Origin of the sequence: Flavobacterium album, from assembly GCF_003096035.1 — a bacterium.
GTDB lineage: Bacteria > Bacteroidota > Bacteroidia > Flavobacteriales > Flavobacteriaceae > Flavobacterium > Flavobacterium album.
The window spans coordinates 356,263-380,000 of the sequence record NZ_CP029186.1 but is presented as its reverse complement, the minus strand read 5'-3'; the positions used below and the strand labels follow the sequence as shown (position 1 = coordinate 380,000).

The following is a 23,738-nucleotide window of genomic DNA, read 5'->3' as shown; positions in this document are numbered from 1 at the left end:
CGCTGCAATGCCTCGTGATCCCAGTTCCCTTGCCAGATAACGTGTAAGTACTTCCACCGCGCCTTTCATTGATCCGTAGGCCGATGACCCCGGAAATGAAAAGCGAGCCAACCCTGACGCGATATTGATGATACGCCCTCCGTCATTCAGGAATGGCAATGCTTTTTGAGTTAGGAAAAAGACCCCTTTATAATGAATGTTTAATGCAGTATCGAATTGCTCCTCTGTTGTCTCGGCGAAAGGAGCGTATAACGCAGTACCTGCATTATTAATCAGGAAGTCGAAATTTTTACTTCCGGCTTTCTCTTCAAGGTGTGCTGTAACATTTCTGAAGAAGCCATCGAAGGAAGACACATTTCCTGCATCGAGTTGGAAAGCTGCCGCTTTTTGCCCCAGCGACTGTATCTCTGCAACAACCTTGTCGGCTTCGTCTTTGTTGCTGTTATACGTTAGTACTACATCAATACCTTTTTTGGCAAGGCTAAGGGCCATATTCCTGCCGAGTCCGCGGCTGCCGCCGGTTACCAATGCGATTTTGTTTTTCGTATTCATATTATTAAAGTTTTGATACAGCAAAGTTCGGTCAATCCGGGATCGCAGCATTTACCTATTTCAATCTAAAATTTGCAATATTCAAATCGGGTGCCATGTAGTTGAAACTTTGTTAAACTATCAGGAGCGGAAAGCCAGTGGCGATACACCCGAAAGCTTTTTAAAGAAATTGGAAAAATGCGCTACTTCTTCAAAGCCGAGCGAATGTGCGATCTCCGATACGTTCCAGTCGGTTTGCTTTAAAAGGATCTTTGCTTCCCGGGCAATGCGGCTGCTGATAAAATCAGAAGTCGTACGGCCGGTATTTTCCCTCAGCACCTTATTGAGGTGGTTTACATGTATGGCGAGTTTGTCGGCATAATCCTTTGGGGTGCGCAGTTCCAGCTGCTGTCCTGTGGATGTAACGGGAAACTGCCGCTCCAGCAACTCCACAAACAGCGCTGTAACGCGTGCCGAAGCGTTGTGTGACGTATACAGGTTTATATCGGGCTGCAGCTTTTGCCCGTAATGGATCAGCTCCAGCACATAATTGCGAAGAAGGTCGTATTTAAATGCATAATCCGAGTCCAGTTCGGCAAACATCTTTTCGAAAATATGCCCGACTTCCTTTGCCTGGCTTTCTGTAAGTTGGAAAACCGGGTAGCCACCTGGCATGAAGATTGGCAATTCATCCAGCTTGATGCCGCTGTGCGACAAAGCCATGAAATCATGCGTAAAAATACAGAAGCTGCCGGCCTGATCGTCGTCTACGGGAATGTAATTGTAAGGCACCTTGGGGGAGGCAAAGAGCAGGCCATGCTTTTTGATGTCGATTACCTTGTCGGCATATTCGGCCCGGTTGTGGCCGTTGATCAGGCTGATCTTATAATAGGTACGCCTGTTGTAGGGCATCACTTTGGTCTGCTTTACCTTTTTCCGGATTGCGGCTGTACCGAAAACATTGAAATGTCCTATTTCCTTATCGATACCGTCGGGCAAAATAGTACTCAGTTCGTTATCTTTAACAAACCCCATTTCCCTGTAAAAATCCTGTAATGATGCTGTCTCCATTTTAGTCCATTTTGCGTAATTCAAATATAAGCATAATTAATTTGCGAGCTAATATACACTTTCAGGCATGTACAGTCCATAATAAATACAGCTACGATCCGTTTTCCCAAAAACCAATCGACATGACATTTTTAAACAGATTTCTTCTCCTTACAGCAATGCTTACTGTAACCAAGCACTATTCGCAGGTAAAATTTGAAATTAGCAGCTTTAATAATTATGTGATCCGCGACTCTGTAAAAAGCATTACGTATTCATTTGACAGCGGTTCAGAACATTCCAACCTTTTTGACAAAGGTAAATTCGATCATAAGTTCGGTGGTATATCGCTCATTCAGAATGCTAATGGCGGATTTAAATTTATTAAAAAGGGGAGGATCCGCGAAGATATACCCGGCTTGGGAAATGTACGCACCAATGCAAATATATTAGCCAACGAAGAATTCGCCAAAGATAACTGCATCCCTGTTGATTTACTTCTTGGATCGCGTGCGATGAAAAACTATACGCTGCATTTCGATAATAAGCGTGGAATTCTATCAAGCGTTGATTTGCTTCCGGCAAATATCGATGAATACATAAAGCTCGAATTGAAACACGGCTTCTTCGACTATGATTACTATACCTTCTTAGAGGTCAACGGACACAGGGAAAAATTTCTTGTTGACACCGGCTATAGCGGACAAATCGCCCTCGAATCTGCCGAAGGGCTTCCCAGCGCTTCGGATTCTTACAGCTTTTTTGATCTTGTGGCATTTAGAGTGTCACAAACTACCTTAAACCGGCATGATTCTGCTGTCGTTAAGCACAACGACATTATATTCAAGAACAATGTGGTGTATAGCTTTTCAAATAACGGGATGAATATCATTGGCAATGCTTTTTTCCTGAATTTTGAGGATGTGATATTCGACCTGAAGAATAAATGCATTTACCTTCGCAATGAAAAAGAGCGTTATGACCCTTTTTCCGACGATATCATTTTTGGTGCAGATGCCGACAATAATATCCATATTGTCTACATCAAAAGTTCCAGCAAATATTACGTTGATGGCTTTAGGATCGGCGATCAGGTAGTGCTTGAGGATAAAGGCCTCGAACGGCGGCTGCTGGATTCGCCGTGCGAAACAATCGACATCCTGCGCAAGTGGAAATTAAATAATAACGGAGATTTTGCACTTTCAAAAGTCAGCAGCAGATAGATTGATTGCGCATTTGCCCATCCCGATTGGCGCATAAGCGGCCCCTGGTATTATATTCTATTTTTACACTACTAAACTAACGTATCATGCGCATCCTCCTGACGGCACTAATCTTCACAATAACGACAACTATAATGGCACAGGAAAACAAAGGGCATTATGCCGATATCAACGGCTTTAAGCTATATTATGAGATACATGGCTCCGGCAGCCCGCTCGTGCTGCTTCATGGCGGCGGGTCGACTATTGAATCGAATTACGGGCGTGTCCTTCCGCAATTGGCGCAAACCCACAAAGTCATTGCCATCGAATTACAGGCGCACGGCCATACGCCCGACCGTGATAAGCCATTGAGTTTTGAACAGGATGCCGAGGATGTTGCGGCATTGCTCAAAAAGCTTTCTATTGCCAAAGCTGACATCATGGGCTTCAGCAATGGAGGCACTACGGCAATACAGATCGGCATCCGGCACCCGGAGATAGTCAATAAGCTTATCCTGGCTTCTGCCATCTACAGCCGTGAAGGGATGTTTCCGGGATTTTTCGATTATATGAAAAATGCAAAGTTCGAAGATATGCCGCAGCCTTTAAAAGACGCTTACCTGAAGGCCAATCCGGGAAATACGAAAGGATTGCTCACCATGTTCAACCGCGATGTGGAACGGATGAACAATTTTAAGAACATCAGCGAAGTGGACGTGAAGTCAATTACTGCACCAACACTTATTATTAATGGCGACAAAGATGTGGTGCAAAATGCCCATGCGCTCAAATTATCACAGTTATTGCCCAATGCCAGGCTAATGATAGTACCGTCCGGCCATGGCGATTACATTGGCGAGATATGCATGCCGGACAAGGAGAGCAAAATGCCGGAGGCAGTAGTAGCAATGATAGAGGATTTCCTTAAGTAAACTTTATAGCGTATTTAACCTACTGCTAACACGCTTGCTCTGTTTTTAAACGGAACTTTATATTTCCGACTAAAAAATAAAAGCATGAGCAAAATACAAAATCTTTTGGCAGGGCTTGGCGGCGCCATCGCCCTGAATATCCTTCACGAATCCTTAAAAAGGAAAAGTAAAGATATGCCGCGCGTGGACCTTCTTGGAGAAGAAGCGCTGCAAAAAACACTGCAGCATTTTGATGCTGAGATCGATGATAAAAAGAGTCTCTATGCAGCAACACTTGCAGGCGACATCCTTAGCAATACCATGTATTATGGCATGATAGGAAATGGCGACAAAGATTATCTCTTTACACGCGCCATTGCCTATGGCCTTGCCGCCGGGGTAGGGGCCGTCACACTGCCAAAGCCACTGGGGCTGGACGAAGAGCCCGTTGCACATTCTAATAAAACGAAAGCGCTTACCGTAGGCTACTACCTTGCCGGGGCATTGGTGACAGCCGGCATACTGGCATTAATGAAAAAGAAAAATAAGTAATTGTGGGTTAACGGAGTAATGAGAAATGCCCTTTAAATTCTGTTCCATTTTCACGCTCAATTACGAACCAATAATCTGTAGCCGGCATTGGCCTTCCATTATAGGTGCCGTCCCAGCCTTGAGTGTGTTGATTAAATGAAGCAAGCACTTTTCCATATCTGTCATAAATGAAAACAGTCATTTTTTCGCTGAAAAAGGAATTTTTTATGTGCCAATAATCATTTTTACCGTCAGCATTTGGACTGAAATACTTAGGATACATTAGCAGCGTTACTTTTCGGCTGTCTATGCCGCACCTTGCTGTGTCCCTCACATAAACAGTGTACATTCCGCTTTGAAGGCCTGTAAATATATTGCTCTGCTGATAAGTAATGCCATCAACAGAGTATTCGTAAGTGTCTTCATCAGGATAAACAGTGATCATATTATCACTATCCGTCAGATCCTGAATGATCACATCTTCGATATGCGGTTCATCTGATGCGGTTACAGTAAAATGCTTTGTTGTATAGCAGGTAACGCCTCCTGTTACTTTTCCCACCATAAGGCTATAGTCCCCCGGTTGTGAAACTACGATTTCGGGTCTTAAGGATCCTGTTGACCATTCGTAGCTATCATAAGTACTGCCAGCTGTTATGGTAATATCGCTTCCCCGGCAAAAAGTATATTCGGCGTTCATACTAAGGACCGGGCGATCAATAATGTTTAGGTTTAATTTTATGATGTAGGGGCAGCCTGTAGTACCCATAACCCTAAAGAAAATTTCCCGGGATCCTGAGGAAAATGTATATTCAGCCGGTAAGCTATTCGAGGTGCCATTATAGGCATCATCGTAACTGCCGTAATATTCAAATGCATAAGTGTCCGTCGGCAGCAGAGTTAATATCTCATCCTGGTATTCTGAAAGGTCGAAAGCGATCTCATTACCATCCGGGTCCGCACATTCAAGATGGTCCGGAAGCAGCATTTCGGAAATGTTAGAAGCGGTAACCTGCAATTCTGCCGTGTTCGCACAACCATTGCTGTTCACTCCTTTTACATAAATCGTTTGTACAGTACCGGCTATCCCGAAGTTCGTACTGTTGGCAATGGCATTATTAGTAGTTAGGTCGTTTTGTGATGCGTAATAAGACAACGTTAATATGCCTGAAGGATCAATTATATTTTGTGCTTCAGTCAGGTCAAATTCTGCCGTTCCGGCGCCAAAACATTTTGCAAGTACAGCGTTATTCAGTACAGGTTTTGCGTTTATTATAAGATGTATCGTTGCCACAGCCTTGCAGCCGTTTGGCAATACGACAAGTGCATATACATCGCGACTGGATGTTGTTGAAAAAGATTGGGGGTTATTAATAGCTCCTGTTTGCGACAATGCATCACTATTGGAAAGATAGAATGTAAAAACGGCTCCCGGATATGTAGTGATCTGCGGGTTAACGGATGGAAGGTCGAATATAGTTGTACTGCCTTCGCATTGCGAAAAACTAACCTCAGTATTGATAACCGGCCCCGAAGCAGGATTTACGGTTACCGTTTGCTGTTGGGTCGCGGTGTTGCCATTATTGTCGGTATAATTCCAATGTAGGGTATAGGTCCCGATAGTGTTGTATTGTAACGGGTCTGCTGTAACTGCATTTATTGTACCGCTGCAATTATCTATAGCAGTAGGTATTATGGCTACAGTTACACTGCATTCGCCGGAAATAGCAGGCAGGGCAGGTAGCGATGGTACCGGAGCCAGGGTATCTCCAACAACAATATCTGTGGTTACTGTTGCATCGCACCCTGTACCCGATATGAAGCAGGAATAGGTACCGTTATTTACTGCTGCAGCCATAGGAATGACCGGGTTTTGCTCTGTCGATGTAAAGCCATTAGGGCCTGTCCATAAATAATTGGTGCCACCCTGGGCATGAAGTTCAATGTTTTGCCCTATGCATAGAGGCGAATTTGATGAAACGGTACTTGCAGAGGCGCAGTCCCTGAACTTAACAATATAAGTGCTCATCGTTCCTGGGGGAATGGAGGATTGAAAAGCATTTTCGGTCGCGATACCGGTTGTACTTTGATTACACATTCCATGCATATATATATCGCCCAATGTATCTACCGCCAAAAAACAAATTTGTTCGCCCATATTTCCGCCATAGTACGTTCCCCATATTCTTTGGCCTATATTATTCAACTTGATTAAAAATGATTTAATATAGGGCCCTTTAACAGGCATATACGAGTCAGGTGTTGAGATTCCTGTTGTAGCGTGTGTATCGCCACAAAAATAAACTTCATTGTTAGGGGTTACGAAAAGGTCGGTTATCTGGCTTGTAAAATATGTGCCCCAAATCACTTGCTGTGTAGATACATCAAAATTGATTATGAAATAGTTTGATAAGTCAGAAGATTGCTGATAGGATGAATTAAAGGCATTGGGAGTACCAATATTAGTTAGACTGGTAGTTATGCCCTGAACACAAAAATTATTTCCTGCCAATTTTCCTCTAAAAATGGCATCATAATTTTCTCCGCCAATATAAGTGCCCCAAATGCGTGCGCCCGAACTGTCAAATTTTGCAATAAATCCATCACCATCAGTTACTTCTTTATATGCGCCGGGAGTTGAAATGCCATTAGTACTTCTTCCTGTTCCTGCTATATATACATTTCCGTCAGCTGCCACTTGTGTACTCATAATCTCATCGGCTTGTGTCCCCCGAAATAGGTTGCCCATATCCTTTGGCCACCAGGAGAAAATTTGACTAGTAGCCCATCAGCATCACCGCCGAATACTTCCTGGTAACTGCCTGGGCTCGCGACATTTTGAAGGCTGCCTGATCCGCCTCCTAAATAGATATCGTCATTGTTGTCATCTACATCAAGGGAATAGCAGCTTTCGCCTCCAATACCACCATAAAAAGTCCCCCAAACCCGTATTCCTGAAGAATTGAGCTTTACAGCGAACATATCGCTGTAGGTGGGATTTTTTACCTCTTGGTAGGAACCGGGTGATGTGATATTATTCGAAGAAGAATTTGTAGCACCGCAAAATATAACGTTAAGTTGCGAATCAGTAACAATATCCGCCGGGATAACAGGGTAATAAGTTCCCCAAACCCGTTGGCCGTTAGTGTCAAATTTGACAATATATCCATCTGAATCCCCAATCATTGTTGATTGATGTGCTCCTGATGTCGCTATGTTAGTTGCGCTGGAAGTAGAACCAATAATATAAAAATTATTTGAAAGGTCTGATGTCGCTTTGTATGGAAAAGCGGTCTCATTACCTCCAAAATAACTCCCCCAAATCCTTACTGGCACAGGGTCAATTATTATTTTTTTGCTGACAGGCGTTGCTCCGGCAAATGCAAGGCCATAGCTGTTTTTACTGATGTTCCTGTAGTTTATGCTTATGGGTTCACGTGTATCTCCTTCTGTCCAGCTTAATGGGATGGTTTCCTTCATTTCGCCAAAACGTAATTTAATTTTTATGGAATTGCCGTCCAGTTGTGTTTTAGCCCCGGAAATCCTGAATTTAATATCATCAATATTTCCGCCTTCATGTATTATAAAGTTATATTCCACAGGCTTGCTGCGGTCTTCAGGAATAAAGAAATGCAGGTCTATATTTTTGTAGATGTCTTTGTAAAGTATCTCCTTATATTTAAAAACGTTAGTTACACCGCCACTATAGGGCAGGTTATAAAAATTGTCGTACCCTTCACATTTACCAAGCGCTATAATTTTGGAATTTGGATTTATATTTTGGAAGTCAAAATCAACCCGGTGGATTTTATAGTTGCTTATTTCATCAAAAACGGGGTAATCTGCCCCTATAAAATTCTTATTGGTACTTTTAATAGCCGCAGATTTTTTACTAGCCTCATAAAAATCATAAGAAAAGCCGGTTTTTCTTAACTGCACGTTAAGGCCGGGAGTAGCCAGCAGATAGCATACTTCTTTATTGATCTTATTATCTTGGTTTATGATCTGGCCTTTATTCTCAACGAAACCAACTGAATTGTCTTTTAGGCTTTCCTGTGAATAGAGGTTATGTATGGCAAATAAGAAAAATAATATAATAGTTTTATTCATAGCGAACTAATAAGGCAGCAAAGGTAATTTTTCTGTCCTATCCTGCAAGCAGCTCCATGAATTTAAAACGGTATGATCAAACGTTGCTGAGTTTTCCCTTCAGCATTTTTGCGGCCTGTGTGTAACCACCTTCAGAACCATCGACAAAATGAATGTGCCCATCCTCAAGGTTGCGTACGTAGCACGACATGATGGAGGCACTGCTCACATGCAGGCCGTAAAAGATCTCGCCGTCAGATTCCATGGCATCCAATAGCTTTTGCAACGCCTCACGTTGTTTTGCAGAACCGGTTATTACGGTGTTTATTTTTCCGTCGATAACAAGCGTATCCGACATTTCTACAAGGCTCTTCAGGTAATTTTTGCCTCTTTCGGTACTGAACCAAAAGAAGCCATACAATGTTATCAGCCACGTGCTCAGCAACCTGAACCATTTAATGCCGCCGAGCCGGGCACGCATTTCGTTGCCTAGCCGGCCAAATGTGGTTTTCAGTTTCAGCTTCCCTACGGATATAGGCTGCCTCTTATCTGGCGGGCCATACAGCGCATCCATCTTTTCGAGCACTTTTTTAAAAGCTATGGGCTGGTGCTCCACATTGCGCGAAACAACCAGCAGCGTTACGATCTCCTCTTTATCAGAAGGTGGGGGGATTTTGTCCCAACGGCATTGCATTCCGGTAAGATCTAATTCATTAGCAGCGGACTCATGGCCAGAAAGCAGGTAGCCGTCTCCCTTAATGATCTTCTCGGCATAATCCAGCCCGCCTCCCAAAACTACCGGAATAGAAAACGTCTTTGAACTACTGTATTTTGTGATGTTGATACTATGTCCGGCGGCATAAATTTGCTTAACGGGTATTGTGCCCGTACGAAGCTCCAAATTAAAATTACCGAGCGTATTGCTGCGGTAAAGCGCCAGTGCCTGCATGACTTTACTCAAAAGGCTGCCGGGAATGAGAAAGGTAGCGCCATCGCCACCAAAAAAGAAGGGCACGGCAATATCCATCCCGAAAGCAATATTGAGTACCAATACAATACTACCGGTAGCAATGAGGTTCACATCTTCATGCCGCCCTGTCATAACCGCCTGTGTAGAGCTTTTAATGTCGGTGATCACTACATGCCAGTCATCGGGCACGGGGATGAACAATTTTTCATTGGCGATCAGTCGGCTCAATGGCATCCTGTTCAAATGAAGTGCGGAATAAAATTTTTCGGTAGTGCTGTTCGACATTTATGATAATTAGGATACTTCCAAAAATAACGAAATAAAGCACGACAGGATTCTAAATTTCTGTTAGATTTTAATCTATCTTTTTGGTTTTCGACTTGTTGCCTAAATTGAATAATGGAATATCTACTGAAAGGAAGGCGCTCCATCTCCAGTACGGATTTTCGGCAATAGCACCATCGGTTGTATCTATTTTTGACAGGCCCGGGCCATACTGCCCACCAAAACCAAGTGATAGCGGAATATTCCATGGCAGGCCATAAACCAGGTAAGCCCCCGGAGAGAATAGCTGCCCAAGCTCTATTTTGTAATCTTTTTGAACTGTTTCTCCCTCGCCCGTTGTGTCAGAACTGAGCTTGTAATCTACTATTGCCCCAAGGTCTATCAGCGGGACAAACAGTGAAACAGCACCGCCTTTTCCAAGGCCATGGCTTATAGAAACGCCTACAGGTGCACTTACCCCAAAGCTGTCGTTCCACGAGCTTTGCAAAGGGCGGGTGCCACCGGTAGTAAATCGTGCTCCTAAATACGATTGAAATGCTAAATTATAAGTAGAATATTTTTTTACCGAAGAGCTTCCCACCGGCAATATCAGGTTATCCAGTGCGGCCTTTATTTCGGCATCGCTTTGGGCGTTTACCATATTAGCCATAAAAAGGGCATAAGGCCGTGCTTTTTCTATATAGTCAAAAAAGTCTTTGTTAACTTTTTTGATTTTGTCATCATTCGCCGAATGGCCTATCAGTCTGTTAAGTTCTAAGAAAATATCAAATGCATGCACCACAGCCTGGTTATATTCCTTACTGTAAATGTCCTTATACAGATTATTGGCAGCCCTCGGTATAGTCAGGAAATTGCCGCTATCTATGTTTTTATCGAAAAGCTGGACTATACCAAAGGAATAGTCAATGACATCTATTGACAGGGTAATATAATTGTATATCTCATCATCTGTAATTTCTTCACTAAGATTTGTTTTGCGATTCACAACCCTGAAGTTCGCATTTACTTTATCTGCCAGTGCAATAAAATCAATAACTTTATTTTTCATTACTTCTATTGTCGCCATATTGTTGTCAATTAATGAAATGAATGCTTTTGGTGCAGTATCCCCAACCTCAAATTGTATTTTATTTACCTTAAATTGCTGGTAGATCAACCCGAGGTATATTGTAAAGGCATCTGTATTGCCAACAAATTCTTTTATCTCTTTTGGAGTTATCCACAATCCTGCATCGTTATCTGATATTGGATTCGCACCGGATCTAAGGCTTTCCGAAAAAATCGCTGCAACACGAAGGCTGTTAGCCATATTTTTCATGCCCTTTGAAGTTGCTGTTTCCCATTGTTTAAGTTTAGCGAATTCACTTATCAGTTGGGCCGCGTTAGAATTGCCTGTTTCGAGATCGTGAATGAGGCGCAGGGAGGCTATAGTTACCGAAACTTCCGGAAAATTATTAAGCAGGTCCCTGTATTTAGGCAGCAGCAGTACATCGTCAATTCTGTAGGTTATTTGGTTAAGGTCTTCAAAAAAGCTTGTGCGCAGGGAGGGAAGCATTTCTGAATATTTGTAAAAAAGCAGATTATTGAAGTTAGCTGCCGTTTTTGGGAAAAGCATCTTAAATTCCTCATGCTCTTCAATAAATTTCTGAAACCTGTTGAAGAATGCAACAGTGAGTTCATCTTTAGCATGTTCAATCATTATATCACTCAGTACATTGGCAAATTGTGTTACATCAACACCTTTCATGTAATTGCTTACATTCCTCTTCGGATTCCCGGTTTGCGCTCCACGGTCAAGCGATTTGGCTTCGGGATTAAAATATTTTTTGAGGAAGGGATTGGTCGAAATTTCCCGGGCTATTTCCGGAGAATTATCAAAATATTTACCGAGTATATAGAATTGATCTGGCCCAAATTGATTTTGCGCATCCAGACTTTGGCTAATAGCCAATGCATCATAATAGGCATTTTGGGCCATAAGTGTTGTTCCGAAGAAAATAAAAATTATGGTTGCAAGCTTTTTCATTTTAAAACAGTTTAAAGGTTAGAATGCTTTTTTAGTAAATAAATGCCTGTTAATAATCTTCTAAAGATAATTGTAATAATAATACGTACTATCCCCCTTATTAGGTATTTATTTAACTAAAGCATTTTACGATACTTCTGTAGCATTACAGAAAGACACTGTTTCAAAAAATTAGAGAATTGGAATACATTACAGTAATTCCAGCACCCTTTCCAGGGCCATGCCGCGCGAGCCTTTTATTAATATGGTTTTATTTTTTAAGGCCTGTGGGAAATGGTTTTTAAGGCTGTCATAGCTTTCAAAGAAATGCAGGTGCGATTTTTCGATGCGGTTATTATAAAAATCCTTCCCTACAAAATAGGTTTCGATATCGTCTTCCGGAGCAAGAAGTAATGCGATCTTTTTATGCTCTTCAGGGCTTTCAGTTCCTAATTCGAACATATCCCCCAGTATGGCAACCTTGTCACCCTTCATCTGCCTTAAGTTGGCTATAGCAGCGGCCATGCTGCTGGGGTTAGCATTATAAGCGTCTAATATGATCTTGTTCCCGTTCTTTTCAATAAGCTGCGAGCGGTTGTTAGAAGGGATGTAGCCTTCAATAGCGGCTTTTATTTTCTCATTGCTTACCTTAAAATAGACACCTATGGCTATAGCAGCACTTATGTTCGGCGCATTATAGGAGCCGATAAGATTTGACCGGATCTCCATGCCATTATACCCAATTGTAACCATCTGGCCGTCGCCAAAGCTCTCTATCCTTACATCGCAATTATAGTTGTCAACGGCAAATGTGAATCGTGGCAGCTTCTCCGTTTTTTCGTTTTGTATGGCATCGTCCAGGTTGACAAAAGCAGTTTTGGTATTTTGTTCCAGGTACTGGTACAATTCGCTTTTACCCTTTATAACGCCTTCATACCCGCCAAAGCCTTCAAGATGGGCCTTCCCAAAATTGGTAATGTAACCAAAATTTGGTTCGGCAAGGCTGCATAAAAACCCGATCTCTTTCTGGTGGTTGGCACCCATTTCTACAATGCCTATCTCCGTTTCCTTTGTAAAAGAGAGCAGGGTAAGGGGAACGCCTATGTGGTTGTTCAGGTTGCCTACAGTAGCTTTTGTGGTATACGATTGCGAAAGCACCGCATTGATAAGCTCCTTGGTGGTTGTCTTGCCATTGCTTCCGGTAAGCGCTATAACCGGCAGGCCGAGCTCTTTCCTGTGGTAATTGGCCAATTGCTGAAGGGCTTCCAGACTATTGTTTACCAACAGCATTTCGTTTCCCAATTTATAATCCGCATTGTCTATCACCACATAACGGGCACCTTTTTTTAGCGCCTCTTCCGCGAACGAATTGGCATCGAAATTATCGCCCTTTAAGGCTACGAATAAACTTCCCGGCTCAATTTTTCGTGTGTCGGTCGATATGGCGCTGCATTGCAGAAAATAGCTGTAGAGTTCCTGGATTTCCATATGAGTATATAAAAAAATAAAAGCCCTAAGATAGGGCTTTTATTGTATTCTGTTATAAAAACTGGTTTAGTTTCTTGCTGACTTTTTGCTTGATTTAGGGCCTACTTTAGACATTGCGCAACGGAAACCAATATAGTCTGTTGCCATATCCTGAGGGAAGTACCTCCTTTGTGCAGGGTCGAGCCAGTAAGCACGGTCTCTCCATGAGCCACCTTTGTATACCCTTACGTTATCGTTGATAAGCGTAGTCCTTTTTGAAGACTTGTCATAAGCCCTTACCATGTTGCCAAGGCTGTCTTTTGACACAAGGTGCTTTGGAGAATGGTACATCCTTTCGGCATCTTTAGTTGCTGCTGTGGCTTCTTCTTCGGAAGCTCCGAAATCAAAGTAACGTGTAGACTGCCTGTCACCATCCCTGAAGTTCCTGTTGTCAGATTTGGTATAGTTCTGCCTTAGGTAAGTATCTTCAGAGGTTACCTGAGTCTGGGCAATCTGGCCTGGCAGGTTCCTGTACTGTATCCTTCCGTTAGAAAGCGTATCATATTCGATAGTTTCAGAAGTTACAAGCTCAGCCCTTCCGTCTTCGCCTATTTTGTTTTTCATGTAAACGTTACCCCTGTAGTAGTTGAAGTCGTTTGCTTCATCATCTACGATAGGACGGTAAACGTCAGCTACCCATTCTGCAACGTTTCCTGCCATGTCATAAAGGCCGAAATCGTTTGGCGGATATGATTTAGCCGGAGCAGTGATATCTGCATTGTCATCAGACCATCCTGCAATTCCGCCGTAGTCACCTTTACCTTGCTTAAAGTTAGCAAGCTGGTCACCTTTAGACTGGCGTTTTGAGTTACGGGTGTATTGGCCTTTCCAAGGATATTTTTTGTTACCCCTGTACAGGTTGTACTCACGGTTACCTACAAGTGCAACGGCAGCATATTCCCACTCAGCCTCGGTTGGAAGCCTGTACTCAGGAAGGATAAGCCCTGAAGTCCTTTGTGCATATACGTTGGTAGCGCCTTCTTTAGAAGCCAGTTTGTTCCTTGGCCCTTTTAGCACGATCTCCTCGTTGCCACCCATACTTTTAGTAGGGCTTTCAAGGTATGACTCAGTGCTGAAAGTAGTTTCTGCATTTACGTCAGTAACTTTGGCATCCCTTTTAAGGTAGCCTTCTTTTTCAAGAACAGCCTCGTTAACGCGGTCTGTCCTCCATTTGCTAAACTCAACAGCCTGGATCCAGTTAACGCCTACAACAGGGTAGTTGCTGTATGCCGGGTGCCTCAGGTAGTTGTTGGTCATAGTTTCATTATATCCAAGGGCGCTCCTCCATACCAGTGTATCAGGAAGTGCACCTACATAGATGTTTTTATAGTTTTCTTCAGTTGGAGGGAAAACCCTCTTCAACCAGTCAAGGTATTCCATGTACATTACATTGGTAACCTCAGTCTCATCCATATAGAAAGACTGGACGTGCTGTTGCGTTGGAGTGTTGTTCCAATCATGCATAACATCATCCTGAACCCTGCCCATGGTAAACGTTCCTCCTTCTACTTCTACAAGTCCGGGAGCAGCTTCCTGCTGTTTGTACTTGGAGTTGTGCTGGAAACCACCTTTCTTGTCGTTGATCTTCCAACCCGTAGCAGTGGAAGTGTTACCGCTGTTACCTTTCTTGCTGCATCCGGTAAAACCAACAGTTATCGCCAATGCGATTAACAATTTTAAAGCCGTGATTTTGTTAACTTTCATCTTTCTGTAGGTAAATAAATTTCGTGGCGCAATATAATAATTAACCATTAAACCGCAACACGTTTTGAAAATTTTTAATTAAATTCCAAAATTAAGTTAAATGTCTTTTTCAATAACGGGCTTTTTAAAGTAATATTGCAGGTAGATTGTATAAAAAAAATTACCGATGCAGTAATATATTGCTGCTATCTGCGTTGTGTCAATGATGAAAAAGAGAATACTATTTTTTGTACTGCTTAGTTCTTTGTTGTCTTTCGGACAGCAGAGGGGGGAAGTGGTTTTGGAATGGACAGACAATGTAAAGTCGCTTATTGGCACTACCCAGATATCCATTCCCCAGTTCCAGATCGAGAATACCAGCTATGATTCTTCAAGAAAGCAGCTTTTCTTCCAGAACAACCTCCCGGTAAGCGCGGCAGCCGACCCTAACTCACTTACCATTACCAATATCGTATATGAAAGTATGACTGTTGCACAGCTAGGTACACTTTCTACGGCGCTGCCTGCATCCGTTAATGCAAAGCTGGCTTCGTCAAAAGCACGTGACCAGTGGTATGCCTCGATCACACTTTCTCCTATAATTAAGGATGGAAGCAGCTACAAGCGTGTAAAGTCATTCACTTACTCGTTCGGTTTCAACGCTGGGCGTTCGGCCTTCAGGGATGGCGCCGATTTCGACGTGATTGAAAATTCCGTACTTGCAACAGGCGACTGGTATAGATTTTATGTCGAAAAGTCCGGAGTATATAAAGTTACGCGCTCCTTCCTGCAAAGCCTGGGGATGAATGTGAACGTTGACCCCCGCACCATTAAAATATATGGCAACGGCGGCAGGATGGTGCCATTGCTCAATGCAACAGAATATCCGTCGGACCTTGCCGAGAATGCGATCGAGGTAATAGGGGAAGAAGACGGATCGTTCGGCAGCAGCGATTACATACTGTTTTACGCCGAAGGTGTCGATAACTGGAATGCCGAAAGCGGTACACACAACAACCTTTTTGTAGATAAGTCCTATTATTACGTTACTGCCGGCGGCGCCAATGGCAAAAGGATAACACCGCAGGGACTGCCGGCTGCTGCGCCCAATGTTATCACTTCAAATTTTGACGAATATCTTTATCATGAAAAAGACCTTGTGAATATTGCGAGGCTTGGGCGCAAATGGCACGGGGAACAGTTTAATGTAGAGAATGAGCAGAGCTTCGATTTTAATATCCAGGATATTGATAGCGGCCCCGTTACTGTAATTGTTAGTGCAGCAGCGGCTTCAGGTTCAGCAACGTCAATGGTAGTTACTGCTAATGATCAGGCAATTGGAACAATCAGTTTACCCCTTACCCCGGAAAATGCCGCTGCGGTAGATGGGAAAGTACTAACAGGAACTTTTACCCCCTCCGGTGGTGCCATAACGGTAAAGCTTGCCTATAATAACAACGGTGTACCTGGTTCTAATGCCTGGCTCGATTATATTATACTGAAAGCAAAAAGGAAGCTTCAGGGTAATGGTAAGCAGTTCCGGTTCCGGTACAATGATGCCGCCAGTAATGTTGGTGTGATACAATATAATATGTCTAATGCCTCGGGAATAAAAGAAGTGTGGGATATCACCAATATATATGACGCTTCTAAAATAATCAATGATGGAGGGCAAAGCCAGTTTGCATTTAAGGCAACGCTTGGCGAAGTGCGGCAGTATATTGCACTTGTCCCGTCAGATTATTATACCCCGCTTAGGGAAGGCAGGCCGAAAGTAGCCAACCAAAACCTGAAGGGCACGATATTCCGTAATGCACAAGGGGCTTTTGAAGATGTGGATTACCTTATAGTGACACCGGCATTTCTTAATGCTTCTGCCGAAAAACTGGCCGGCTACCACCGCACCAATTCCGGACTCAATGTAAAAGTGGTAAACCTCGAGAATATTTACCAGGAGTTTTCATCCGGCAAGCAAGATGTAGGAGCCATACGGAATTTTATCAAATACATTTATTTTAATGCCTCTTCGGTCAGCAAAAGAATAAAATATGTCAACCTTTTTGGGGATGCCTCTTTTGATTATAAAGACCGGATACCGAATAACGGCAATATTGTCCCCTCATTTCAGGCATTTGATCCTGTGCCTGTTAATCCGGATAATAATTATAGTACGGTAAATACTTTTGTTTCCGATGACTTCTTTGGATTTATGGATCCTACGGAAGGCAGGATGGATTTTGGTGGCGGAAGTTCCGACAGGCTAGACCTCGCGATAGGGAGGATGCTGGTAAATGACAAGACGCAGGCCGACGAGATGGTAAACAAGGTGTTTGAGTACAAAGCAGCTGAGTCGTATGGAAGGTGGCGCAATGAATATATAATGATAACCGATGACCTTGATAATGTCGGGCAGGCTTTTATACCACAAATGGAACTGGTATATGACTTGCTGCATGATAACAGGCCGTTTGTAAATGTTAGGAAAATACATTCCGATGCTTTTGTGCAGCAAGCTTCTGCGGGTGGGCAGCGCTACCCGGAAGCAAAGGAACAGATCATCAGGGCAATCAACTATGGGGCGTTGGTGGTTAATTACCTTGGCCATGGGGGCGAAGACGGTATGGCTTCGGAGCGTATTTTTGAAAAAACAGATGCACAGAACCTTACCAATAAATATAAATATCCATTGTTTGTAACCGCAACTTGCGAGCTCACCAAGTTTGACAACCCTTATCGCCCAACCGTAGGGGAATATCTTTACTGGAATCCTGCCGGGGGAGCTATAGCCATGGTTACGACAACGCGTTCTATCTATACTGGGGCGGCTTACAGCCTCAATAAAACTTTTTGCGGTAAACTCTATGCCTTTACTAACGATGGTATATACCCAACAATGGCCGAAGCGCTGATGCAGACAAAGCAGTCTTTGCCTTCAAGAGAGGTAAGGCAGGTGGCTTTTATAGGGGATCCCGCGCTTAAAATGGCTATCCCTCAGCCAAAGATCGTGCTTACCGAAGTTAACGACCAGCCTCTAAGCCCAACTTCAGATGTATTGCAATCACTGGCCTATGTGAAATTAGGCGGGCGCGTTACCGATGAGGGAGGCAGCATGCTCAGCAACTATAACGGAGAGCTTGAGGTTACGGTTTTTGATAAGGAGATGAGCCGTTCGACATTGGATAACGACAATGAAGGCCAGATAACGAATTTCAAGGTGCTTGGCGAGACGATCTTCCGGGGCAATGCAACAGTAACCAACGGGCAGTTCGAGTTCGGCTTCATTGTGCCAAGGGACATCCGCATTCCGGTAGGCAATGGCCGTGTTAGCTTTTATTCCAAAAAGAACAATGTGCTGGAAGACCATTACGGTTACGATACTATGATAAGGATAGGCGGCGTGAACCCGAATGCTGCTGCGGACACCGCGCCTCCCAAACTAAGGCTGTACATGAATGATGAGTCCTTCATTTCGGGTGGTATAACCAACGCATCGCCAATATTGCTGGCGTTTCTGGAAGACGAGCACGGCATCAACACCGCAAGCGGCATTGGGCACGATATAATAGGGATACTGGACGGTGACGAAACCCATCCGTTCGTGATGAACGATTATTACGAGACCGAGATGGATAATTACAAACAGGGAAAAGTACGTTTCCCATTTGTTAACCTTGAAAAAGGCCTGCATACCCTTACCTTTAAGGCGTGGGATGTATATAATAACCTGGTAGCTGCTGAAATCCAGTTTGTGGTGATAGGCGATGATGTGCTTAAGCTGGATAAGGTGCTCAACTACCCGAACCCTTTTGTGAGCTATACCGAATTCTGGTTTACCCACAACAGGCCATTTGAGCCGCTGGATGTGCAGGTGCAGGTATTTACGGTAACCGGTAAAATCGTGAAGACTATCAACCAGTCCGTGACTACCGATGGCTTTTTGTGCCGCGACATCAAGTGGGATGGACGCGATGATTTTGGCGACCGGATAGGCAAGGGCGTGTATATATATAAGCTCACTGTCAGGTCGGCTTCGGCAAATAAAACAGCTGAAAAATATGAAAAACTTGTATTGCTATAAAAAACGTTATATTTGTTCCCTTTAAAATTTTTAATATAAAGAATGAAAAAGATAATCTTATTCGCCTTGTGCCTTTTGGGTGTACAGTTGGCAAAAGCCCAAAGTAACAGGGTAATTACTACAGGAGTCCCGTTTTTGTTAATTGCGGCCGATGCCAGGGCAGCGGCGATGGGCGACCAGGGTGTTGCCACATCATCCGATGTTTTTTCCCAGCAATGGAACCCTGCCAAGTATGCGTTCGCGCTTAAGTCGCAAGGTCTTTCCGTAGGCTATACCCCTTATCTTACTGATATTGCCAACGATATTTCCCTTGGGCAGCTGACCTACTACAACAGGTTTAGCGAAAGGAGTGCCTTTGCAGGAAGCCTCCGTTACTTTGGGTTGGGCGATATAGAGCTAAGGCAGACCGGCGACCCGAATGAGATCCCGGTAACACGGAACCCTAACGAGCTTGCGGTCGACTTTTCATATGCGCTGAAGCTGGATGAGCAGTTCTCCATGTCGGTAGCTGCACGCTATATCCGTTCCAATTTAAGGATACCTGAAGCATCAGGCGGCGGCGATTCAAAGGCGGCAAGTACCTTCGCTTTTGATGTTGCGGGTTTTTACCAGTCCGAAGAAGTGGCGTACAGCGATTTTAACGGTCGCTGGAGAGCTGGCTTCAATTTCCAGAACCTGGGGCCGAAGATCAGTTATGATAACGACCCAACATTGAGCTCGAACTTTCTTCCTGCCAACATGAGGCTTGGCGGCGGGTTCGATTTTATGTTTGATGAATATAACAAGCTTGGCGTGAATGCCGAGATCACAAAGCTATTGGTTCCGACACCACAGGATCCTGATAAAAACCATGATGGTGAAACAACCTCTGAAGAATACCAGCAGGCGAGGAAAGAGTACAATGATATCAACTGGGTTTCGGGTATCTTTAAATCTTTTGGCGATGCCCCTGACGGCCTGAGCGAAGAATTGAAAGAAGTTACCTATTCCCTGGGCGCCGAGTACCTGTACCAGGATTCGTTTGCACTTCGTTTGGGTTACTTTAACGAAAATCAGCAAAAAGGTGCGCGTAAATTCTTCTCACTGGGTGCCGGCTTTAAGTACACCGTGGTAAAAGTGGACGTGTCTTACCTCTTCTCAGCCTCACAGGTGCGCAACCCGCTGGAAAACACACTTCGTTTCTCGCTTACCTTTAACTTTGGCGACGATTACGACGAATATTAGTCAATGGAAAAAATCAGTATAACCGCCTCCTTTACAGTTTACGATTCGGTAGCCGACCTGCCTGAACCGATACAGCTGCTAATGCAAAAAGCGCTGGCAGTGCGTAAAACGGCCTATGCCCCTTATTCGAGGTTTCGCGTAGGGGCAGCCATCCAGCTTGATAACGGTGAAGTGGTAATAGGTTCCAACCAGGAAAACGCGGCCTACCCCTCGGGCCTTTGTGCCGAAAGGGTAGCGGTATTTCATGCCGGTGCGGCGTACCCCGATGCTAAGATACTCAGCCTTGCTATAACAGCAGCCGCGGATGATAAAGTTGTCGATACCCCGATACCGCCGTGTGGTGCCTGCCGACAGTCCCTCGCCGAATATGAAATGAAGCAGGACGTGCCGATGGAGATTTACTTTATGGGCGAAACCGGAAAGGTATACAAATCCGATTCCTTAAAAAACCTGCTGCCGCTGGTGTTTGACAAGGATTATTTGTAAACGACCAGCGGATCTTGGCTTTATTTCATAGACAAAAGTAAAGCTAATCTTTAATGAGCCTGATGGCCTCATCCAGCAAATAATCGGTCGTGTTTAAAAGGTTTTCCGGTGTGGAAGGCATATATTTATCGATCCGTACTCCCTTGCGTTGGGCAGTGGTCCCGTTAGTGTAAAATATGGCATTTCCCGTGAAATTCATCTTATAGCCTCCCGGAAGCATCAGCATTTTTTCATCACCATCCGCACCAGCCGACTGTTCCCCTATGGTTATGCTTTGCGGAAAAATGCATTGCAGGTTCATTACGTTCCATTCGCTCATGCTTAGAGTTTCAGGGTTTACAATAATGACTACCTTTCCGGTATACGAACCGCCATCGGGTTTAATATCCGGGTGGTTATAGGTCTCGTATTTATTGTTTAATATGAAGGTGCCGATCTCTTTTTTATTGATCTCAAAATAGTCGGCAAAGCGATTGGGGTACCTGCCAAAACTTTTAAATAGGGTAAACACAAAACCACCCCAGTCGGGATAGTCGCGCATATCCAGTATGATCCCTTTTTGCCGGGCCGCTATGTTCAGTAAGCTGTCCACTGTGCTGTAGGCTTTATCATCGGGCACTGTCTCTATGAAACGGAAGGTTTCACCAATCTTAAAATACGCGATATCACCCGGGAGTATATCAAGATTCCTGTCGGTACGCTTATCCTTTACAGTATTATTAATATAGTCGGTAATACGTTTCACATTCGCAGTATCAAGGTTGTATACAAATTCGACAACCTTTGGGCTTTCAATGCCGCTTCGCATAACAGTAAGCCTAAAATCTTTAGTGTCCGACTGCCAGACAAGGTTTCTGATATAATCTGAAATATAATACCTTAATGTTGGCCGGTTAGAAGCAGATAGCCATTTTGCTGTCCTGTTCACTAAACCAGTGACAGGCTCACCGTTAACCTTAACAATAGCGTCGCCAACTTTTATGTCCGCTTTAGCGCAATAGTCAGGGAGAATGATCTCTGTTATAATGATCCTGTCATCAAAAACAGCATATTTAAAAGGTGGGAAGAAGCTGTTCCTGAAGATTTTCTCCCTGTATTTCACCTGTTTTATGAATTTGAAAGCGTGAGTGTCATCAAATGCGGCTACCAGTTCCAGTAAAATGGCCTCATGCTCCTGGCGGGTTTTGCAGGCAGCGGCCAAAGGCAGTTTCTCCCGTAAAAGACTGTCAAAATTTTTATCCATCAGGTACTTGTGCGGAAACAGGTAATCTACGGCTCCCTGTATTTTAGCCAGGGTGAGCATACGGAATTTATAGGGGATATTTTCTTTTATCGCAAATGGATATTCAGGCTCATTCGGGATTTCGGCGCTATAGCGAATATCAGGAATGTAATGATGGGTGCTGTCGGTATAACGGTGTTCAAAAATGGTGGTAAGCCTGTTTTTATTATGCCTGTTAAAGAGCCTGCCCGATGTAAACCATTTATTGTCCAGGTTTTTGGTAAGCAGCTTTGCCTTGCCTTGCTGCGCCTTTTTATTTTCTGCCTTGGGGAGCTTGTCCAGAAAAGAAGTTACAAAAGCATTAAATTCTGCTGTTGTTTTAATTTGGTCAACGGCACTAATATTTTGCAGAAATAAGGTGTCGGCATTTATCCTGCCGCCTGCCACAGCAGGATGGTAATATTTTACATAGTTCCATACCTTGAAAAAATGCACCTGGCTTTCCGTTTGCTTAATGTTCTGGGCATTGACTAACGAGGTTATGCTAATTACAATTAGCAGGGCAGTTAATTTTTTCATGATTGATGATGTATAAAAGCAAAGCTAAAATTTTAATTTAAGGTACCATGAGGCAAAAAGGTTAAAGTTGCGCTGCCGATACAGCATGGCTTTAAAACATGGCTGGAGTAAGGCCTTTTCACTTCGGCTTGCAATTTTGTGTAATTGTTGCAAAAACATAAGGCTTCACCAAGAGAGTGAGGCTTCTCCCTATCTTTGGAGGGGGCGGGGGTGAGCCTAAAATTTCTCAAAATACTTCCTATAAATTTTTAGTTATTAACGGGAAGTCTTATTTTTGCATTTCGCAAATTTGTGTGAGGAAACTTTTTGCGGCCCAAAAAACATTTTTTATAAAAATCACATTAGCACAATAACTGAGTAATGAAAGAAATAACAAAAGAAGTTTATCTGAAGTGGTACGAGGATATGCAGTTCTGGAGAAAATTCGAAGACAAGCTTGCAGCCCTTTACATTCAGCAAAAAGTTAGAGGTTTCCTTCACTTATACAACGGGCAGGAGGCAGTATTGGCCGGGGCGTTGCACGCTATGGACCTGTCTAAAGACAAAATGATCACGGCTTACCGTAACCACGTTCAGCCGATCGGCATGGGTGTAGACCCGCGCAGGGTTATGGCAGAGCTTTTAGGTAAAGCTACCGGTACTTCAAAAGGGCTTGGCGGCTCGATGCACATTTTCTCCAAAGAGCATGGCTTTTACGGTGGGCATGGTATCGTTGGCGCACAAATCCCGGTAGGTGCGGGGATGGCTTTTGCCGATAAATATTTTGAAACAGGCGGTGTTACCCTTACTTATTTTGGTGATGGTGCCGCACGCCAGGGATCGCTTCACGAAGCCTTCAACATGGCAATGCTGTGGAAACTTCCTGTAGTATTCATTGTAGAGAATAACGGTTATGCCATGGGTACCTCGGTAGAGCGTACGGCGAACCACACCGATATATGGAAACTGGGCCTTGGCTACGAAATGCCATGCGGGCCGGTGGACGGAATGAACCCTGTGAAAGTTGCTGAAGCGATGCACGAAGCAATGGAGAGGGCCAGAAGGGGCGACGGGCCAACCTTCCTTGAAATGAAAACGTACCGCTACCGTGGCCACTCGATGAGTGACGCGCAGCACTATCGTACAAAAGAAGAGGTAGAAGAGTACAGGAAGATCGACCCGATCGTACAGGTGCTTGACATCATCAAAGAGAACAACTACGCTACCGAAGCAGAGATCGAAGCAATGGACGAAAGGGTGAAAAACCTTGTGGACGAATGCGAGAAATTTGCCGAAGAGTCGCCATACCCGGATGCTAGCGTGATGTATGACGTTGTTTACAACCAGGAGAATTATCCATTTTTACCTCATAAACTACAATAA

General features: G+C 43.8%; 16 protein-coding genes (1 of these 16 running past the window's edge). 7 read left to right on the top strand and 9 right to left on the bottom strand.

The annotated features are described in order from the left end of the window. Positions 1 to 552 carry the 5' portion of an SDR family NAD(P)-dependent oxidoreductase gene (locus tag HYN59_RS01675; protein ID WP_108776614.1) on the bottom strand. The gene continues 213 nt to the left of window position 1, outside the view, so 552 of the gene's 765 nt are visible here — the first part of the coding sequence; its start codon is at positions 550 to 552; the stop codon falls past the left edge of the window. Positions 553 to 672: 120 nt separating this feature from the next. Next, a complete protein-coding gene (locus HYN59_RS01670; RefSeq protein WP_108776613.1) occupies positions 673 to 1,602 on the bottom strand; it encodes a helix-turn-helix domain-containing protein in 930 nt (309 codons plus the stop codon). A gap of 122 nt (positions 1,603 to 1,724) precedes the next feature. On the opposite strand from HYN59_RS01670, the gene HYN59_RS01665 reads away from it, so the two are divergent. From HYN59_RS01665 to HYN59_RS01655, 3 genes are all read left to right on the top strand, one after another. Next, positions 1,725 to 2,804 carry a hypothetical protein gene (locus HYN59_RS01665; protein WP_146185842.1) on the top strand — a complete coding sequence of 360 codons (1,080 nt, stop codon included), beginning with the start codon at positions 1,725 to 1,727 and terminating at the stop codon, positions 2,802 to 2,804. Positions 2,805 to 2,890: 86 nt separating this feature from the next. Continuing rightward, positions 2,891 to 3,718, top strand: coding sequence for an alpha/beta fold hydrolase (locus HYN59_RS01660; protein WP_108776611.1), 828 nt, complete (start codon positions 2,891 to 2,893; stop codon positions 3,716 to 3,718). 84 nt (positions 3,719 to 3,802) lie between these two features. Continuing rightward, positions 3,803 to 4,249 (top strand): hypothetical protein, encoded by a 447-nt coding sequence (locus HYN59_RS01655; protein WP_108776610.1) that lies wholly within the window; start codon positions 3,803 to 3,805, stop codon positions 4,247 to 4,249. Between the two features lie 7 nt (positions 4,250 to 4,256). Here HYN59_RS01655 and HYN59_RS01650 read toward each other — a convergent pair whose 3' ends face one another. From HYN59_RS01650 to gldJ, 6 genes are all read right to left on the bottom strand, one after another. Further along, positions 4,257 to 6,938, bottom strand: coding sequence for a T9SS type B sorting domain-containing protein (locus tag HYN59_RS01650; RefSeq protein WP_181369487.1), 2,682 nt, complete (start codon positions 6,936 to 6,938; stop codon positions 4,257 to 4,259). Beyond that, a complete protein-coding gene (locus tag HYN59_RS01645) occupies positions 6,935 to 8,338 on the bottom strand; it encodes a DUF7948 domain-containing protein (RefSeq protein ID WP_108776608.1) in 1,404 nt (467 codons plus the stop codon). Before HYN59_RS01645 ends, HYN59_RS01650 begins: the two co-directional genes overlap by 4 nt. Positions 8,339 to 8,414: 76 nt before the next feature. Continuing rightward, positions 8,415 to 9,572 (bottom strand): DUF3095 domain-containing protein, encoded by a 1,158-nt coding sequence (locus HYN59_RS01640; protein WP_108776607.1) that lies wholly within the window; start codon positions 9,570 to 9,572, stop codon positions 8,415 to 8,417. 70 nt (positions 9,573 to 9,642) lie between these two features. Then, a complete protein-coding gene (locus tag HYN59_RS01635) occupies positions 9,643 to 11,598 on the bottom strand; it encodes a hypothetical protein (protein WP_108776606.1) in 1,956 nt (651 codons plus the stop codon). Between the two features lie 189 nt (positions 11,599 to 11,787). Further along, positions 11,788 to 13,065: a UDP-N-acetylmuramoyl-tripeptide--D-alanyl-D-alanine ligase gene (locus HYN59_RS01630; RefSeq protein ID WP_108776605.1), complete on the bottom strand. Its 1,278-nt coding sequence runs from the start codon at positions 13,063 to 13,065 to the stop codon at positions 11,788 to 11,790. Positions 13,066 to 13,131: 66 nt separating this feature from the next. After that, positions 13,132 to 14,808: a gliding motility lipoprotein GldJ gene (gene gldJ / locus HYN59_RS01625; protein ID WP_108776604.1), complete on the bottom strand. Its 1,677-nt coding sequence runs from the start codon at positions 14,806 to 14,808 to the stop codon at positions 13,132 to 13,134. 202 nt (positions 14,809 to 15,010) lie between these two features. Here gldJ and porU point away from each other — a divergent pair, with 202 nt between their 5' ends. The 3 genes from porU to cdd are packed head-to-tail and all read left to right on the top strand — an operon-like array spanning position 15,011 to position 20,575. Then, positions 15,011 to 18,865 carry a type IX secretion system sortase PorU gene (gene porU, locus HYN59_RS01620; protein WP_342748337.1) on the top strand — a complete coding sequence of 1,285 codons (3,855 nt, stop codon included), beginning with the start codon at positions 15,011 to 15,013 and terminating at the stop codon, positions 18,863 to 18,865. Positions 18,866 to 18,907: 42 nt separating this feature from the next. Next, the gene (gene porV, locus HYN59_RS01615; RefSeq protein ID WP_108776603.1) at positions 18,908 to 20,089 is read left to right on the top strand and encodes a type IX secretion system outer membrane channel protein PorV; all 1,182 of its coding nucleotides are present in this window, start codon (positions 18,908 to 18,910) and stop codon (positions 20,087 to 20,089) included. A 3-nt stretch (positions 20,090 to 20,092) separates the two neighbouring features. Further along, positions 20,093 to 20,575: a cytidine deaminase gene (gene cdd, locus HYN59_RS01610; protein ID WP_108776602.1), complete on the top strand. Its 483-nt coding sequence runs from the start codon at positions 20,093 to 20,095 to the stop codon at positions 20,573 to 20,575. Between the two features lie 43 nt (positions 20,576 to 20,618). Here the strand turns inward: cdd and HYN59_RS01605 are convergent, their stop codons facing one another. After that, a complete protein-coding gene (locus HYN59_RS01605) occupies positions 20,619 to 22,376 on the bottom strand; it encodes a S41 family peptidase (protein ID WP_108776601.1) in 1,758 nt (585 codons plus the stop codon). A gap of 360 nt (positions 22,377 to 22,736) precedes the next feature. On the opposite strand from HYN59_RS01605, the gene pdhA reads away from it, so the two are divergent. Further along, the gene (gene pdhA, locus HYN59_RS01600; protein WP_108776600.1) at positions 22,737 to 23,738 is read left to right on the top strand and encodes a pyruvate dehydrogenase (acetyl-transferring) E1 component subunit alpha; all 1,002 of its coding nucleotides are present in this window, start codon (positions 22,737 to 22,739) and stop codon (positions 23,736 to 23,738) included.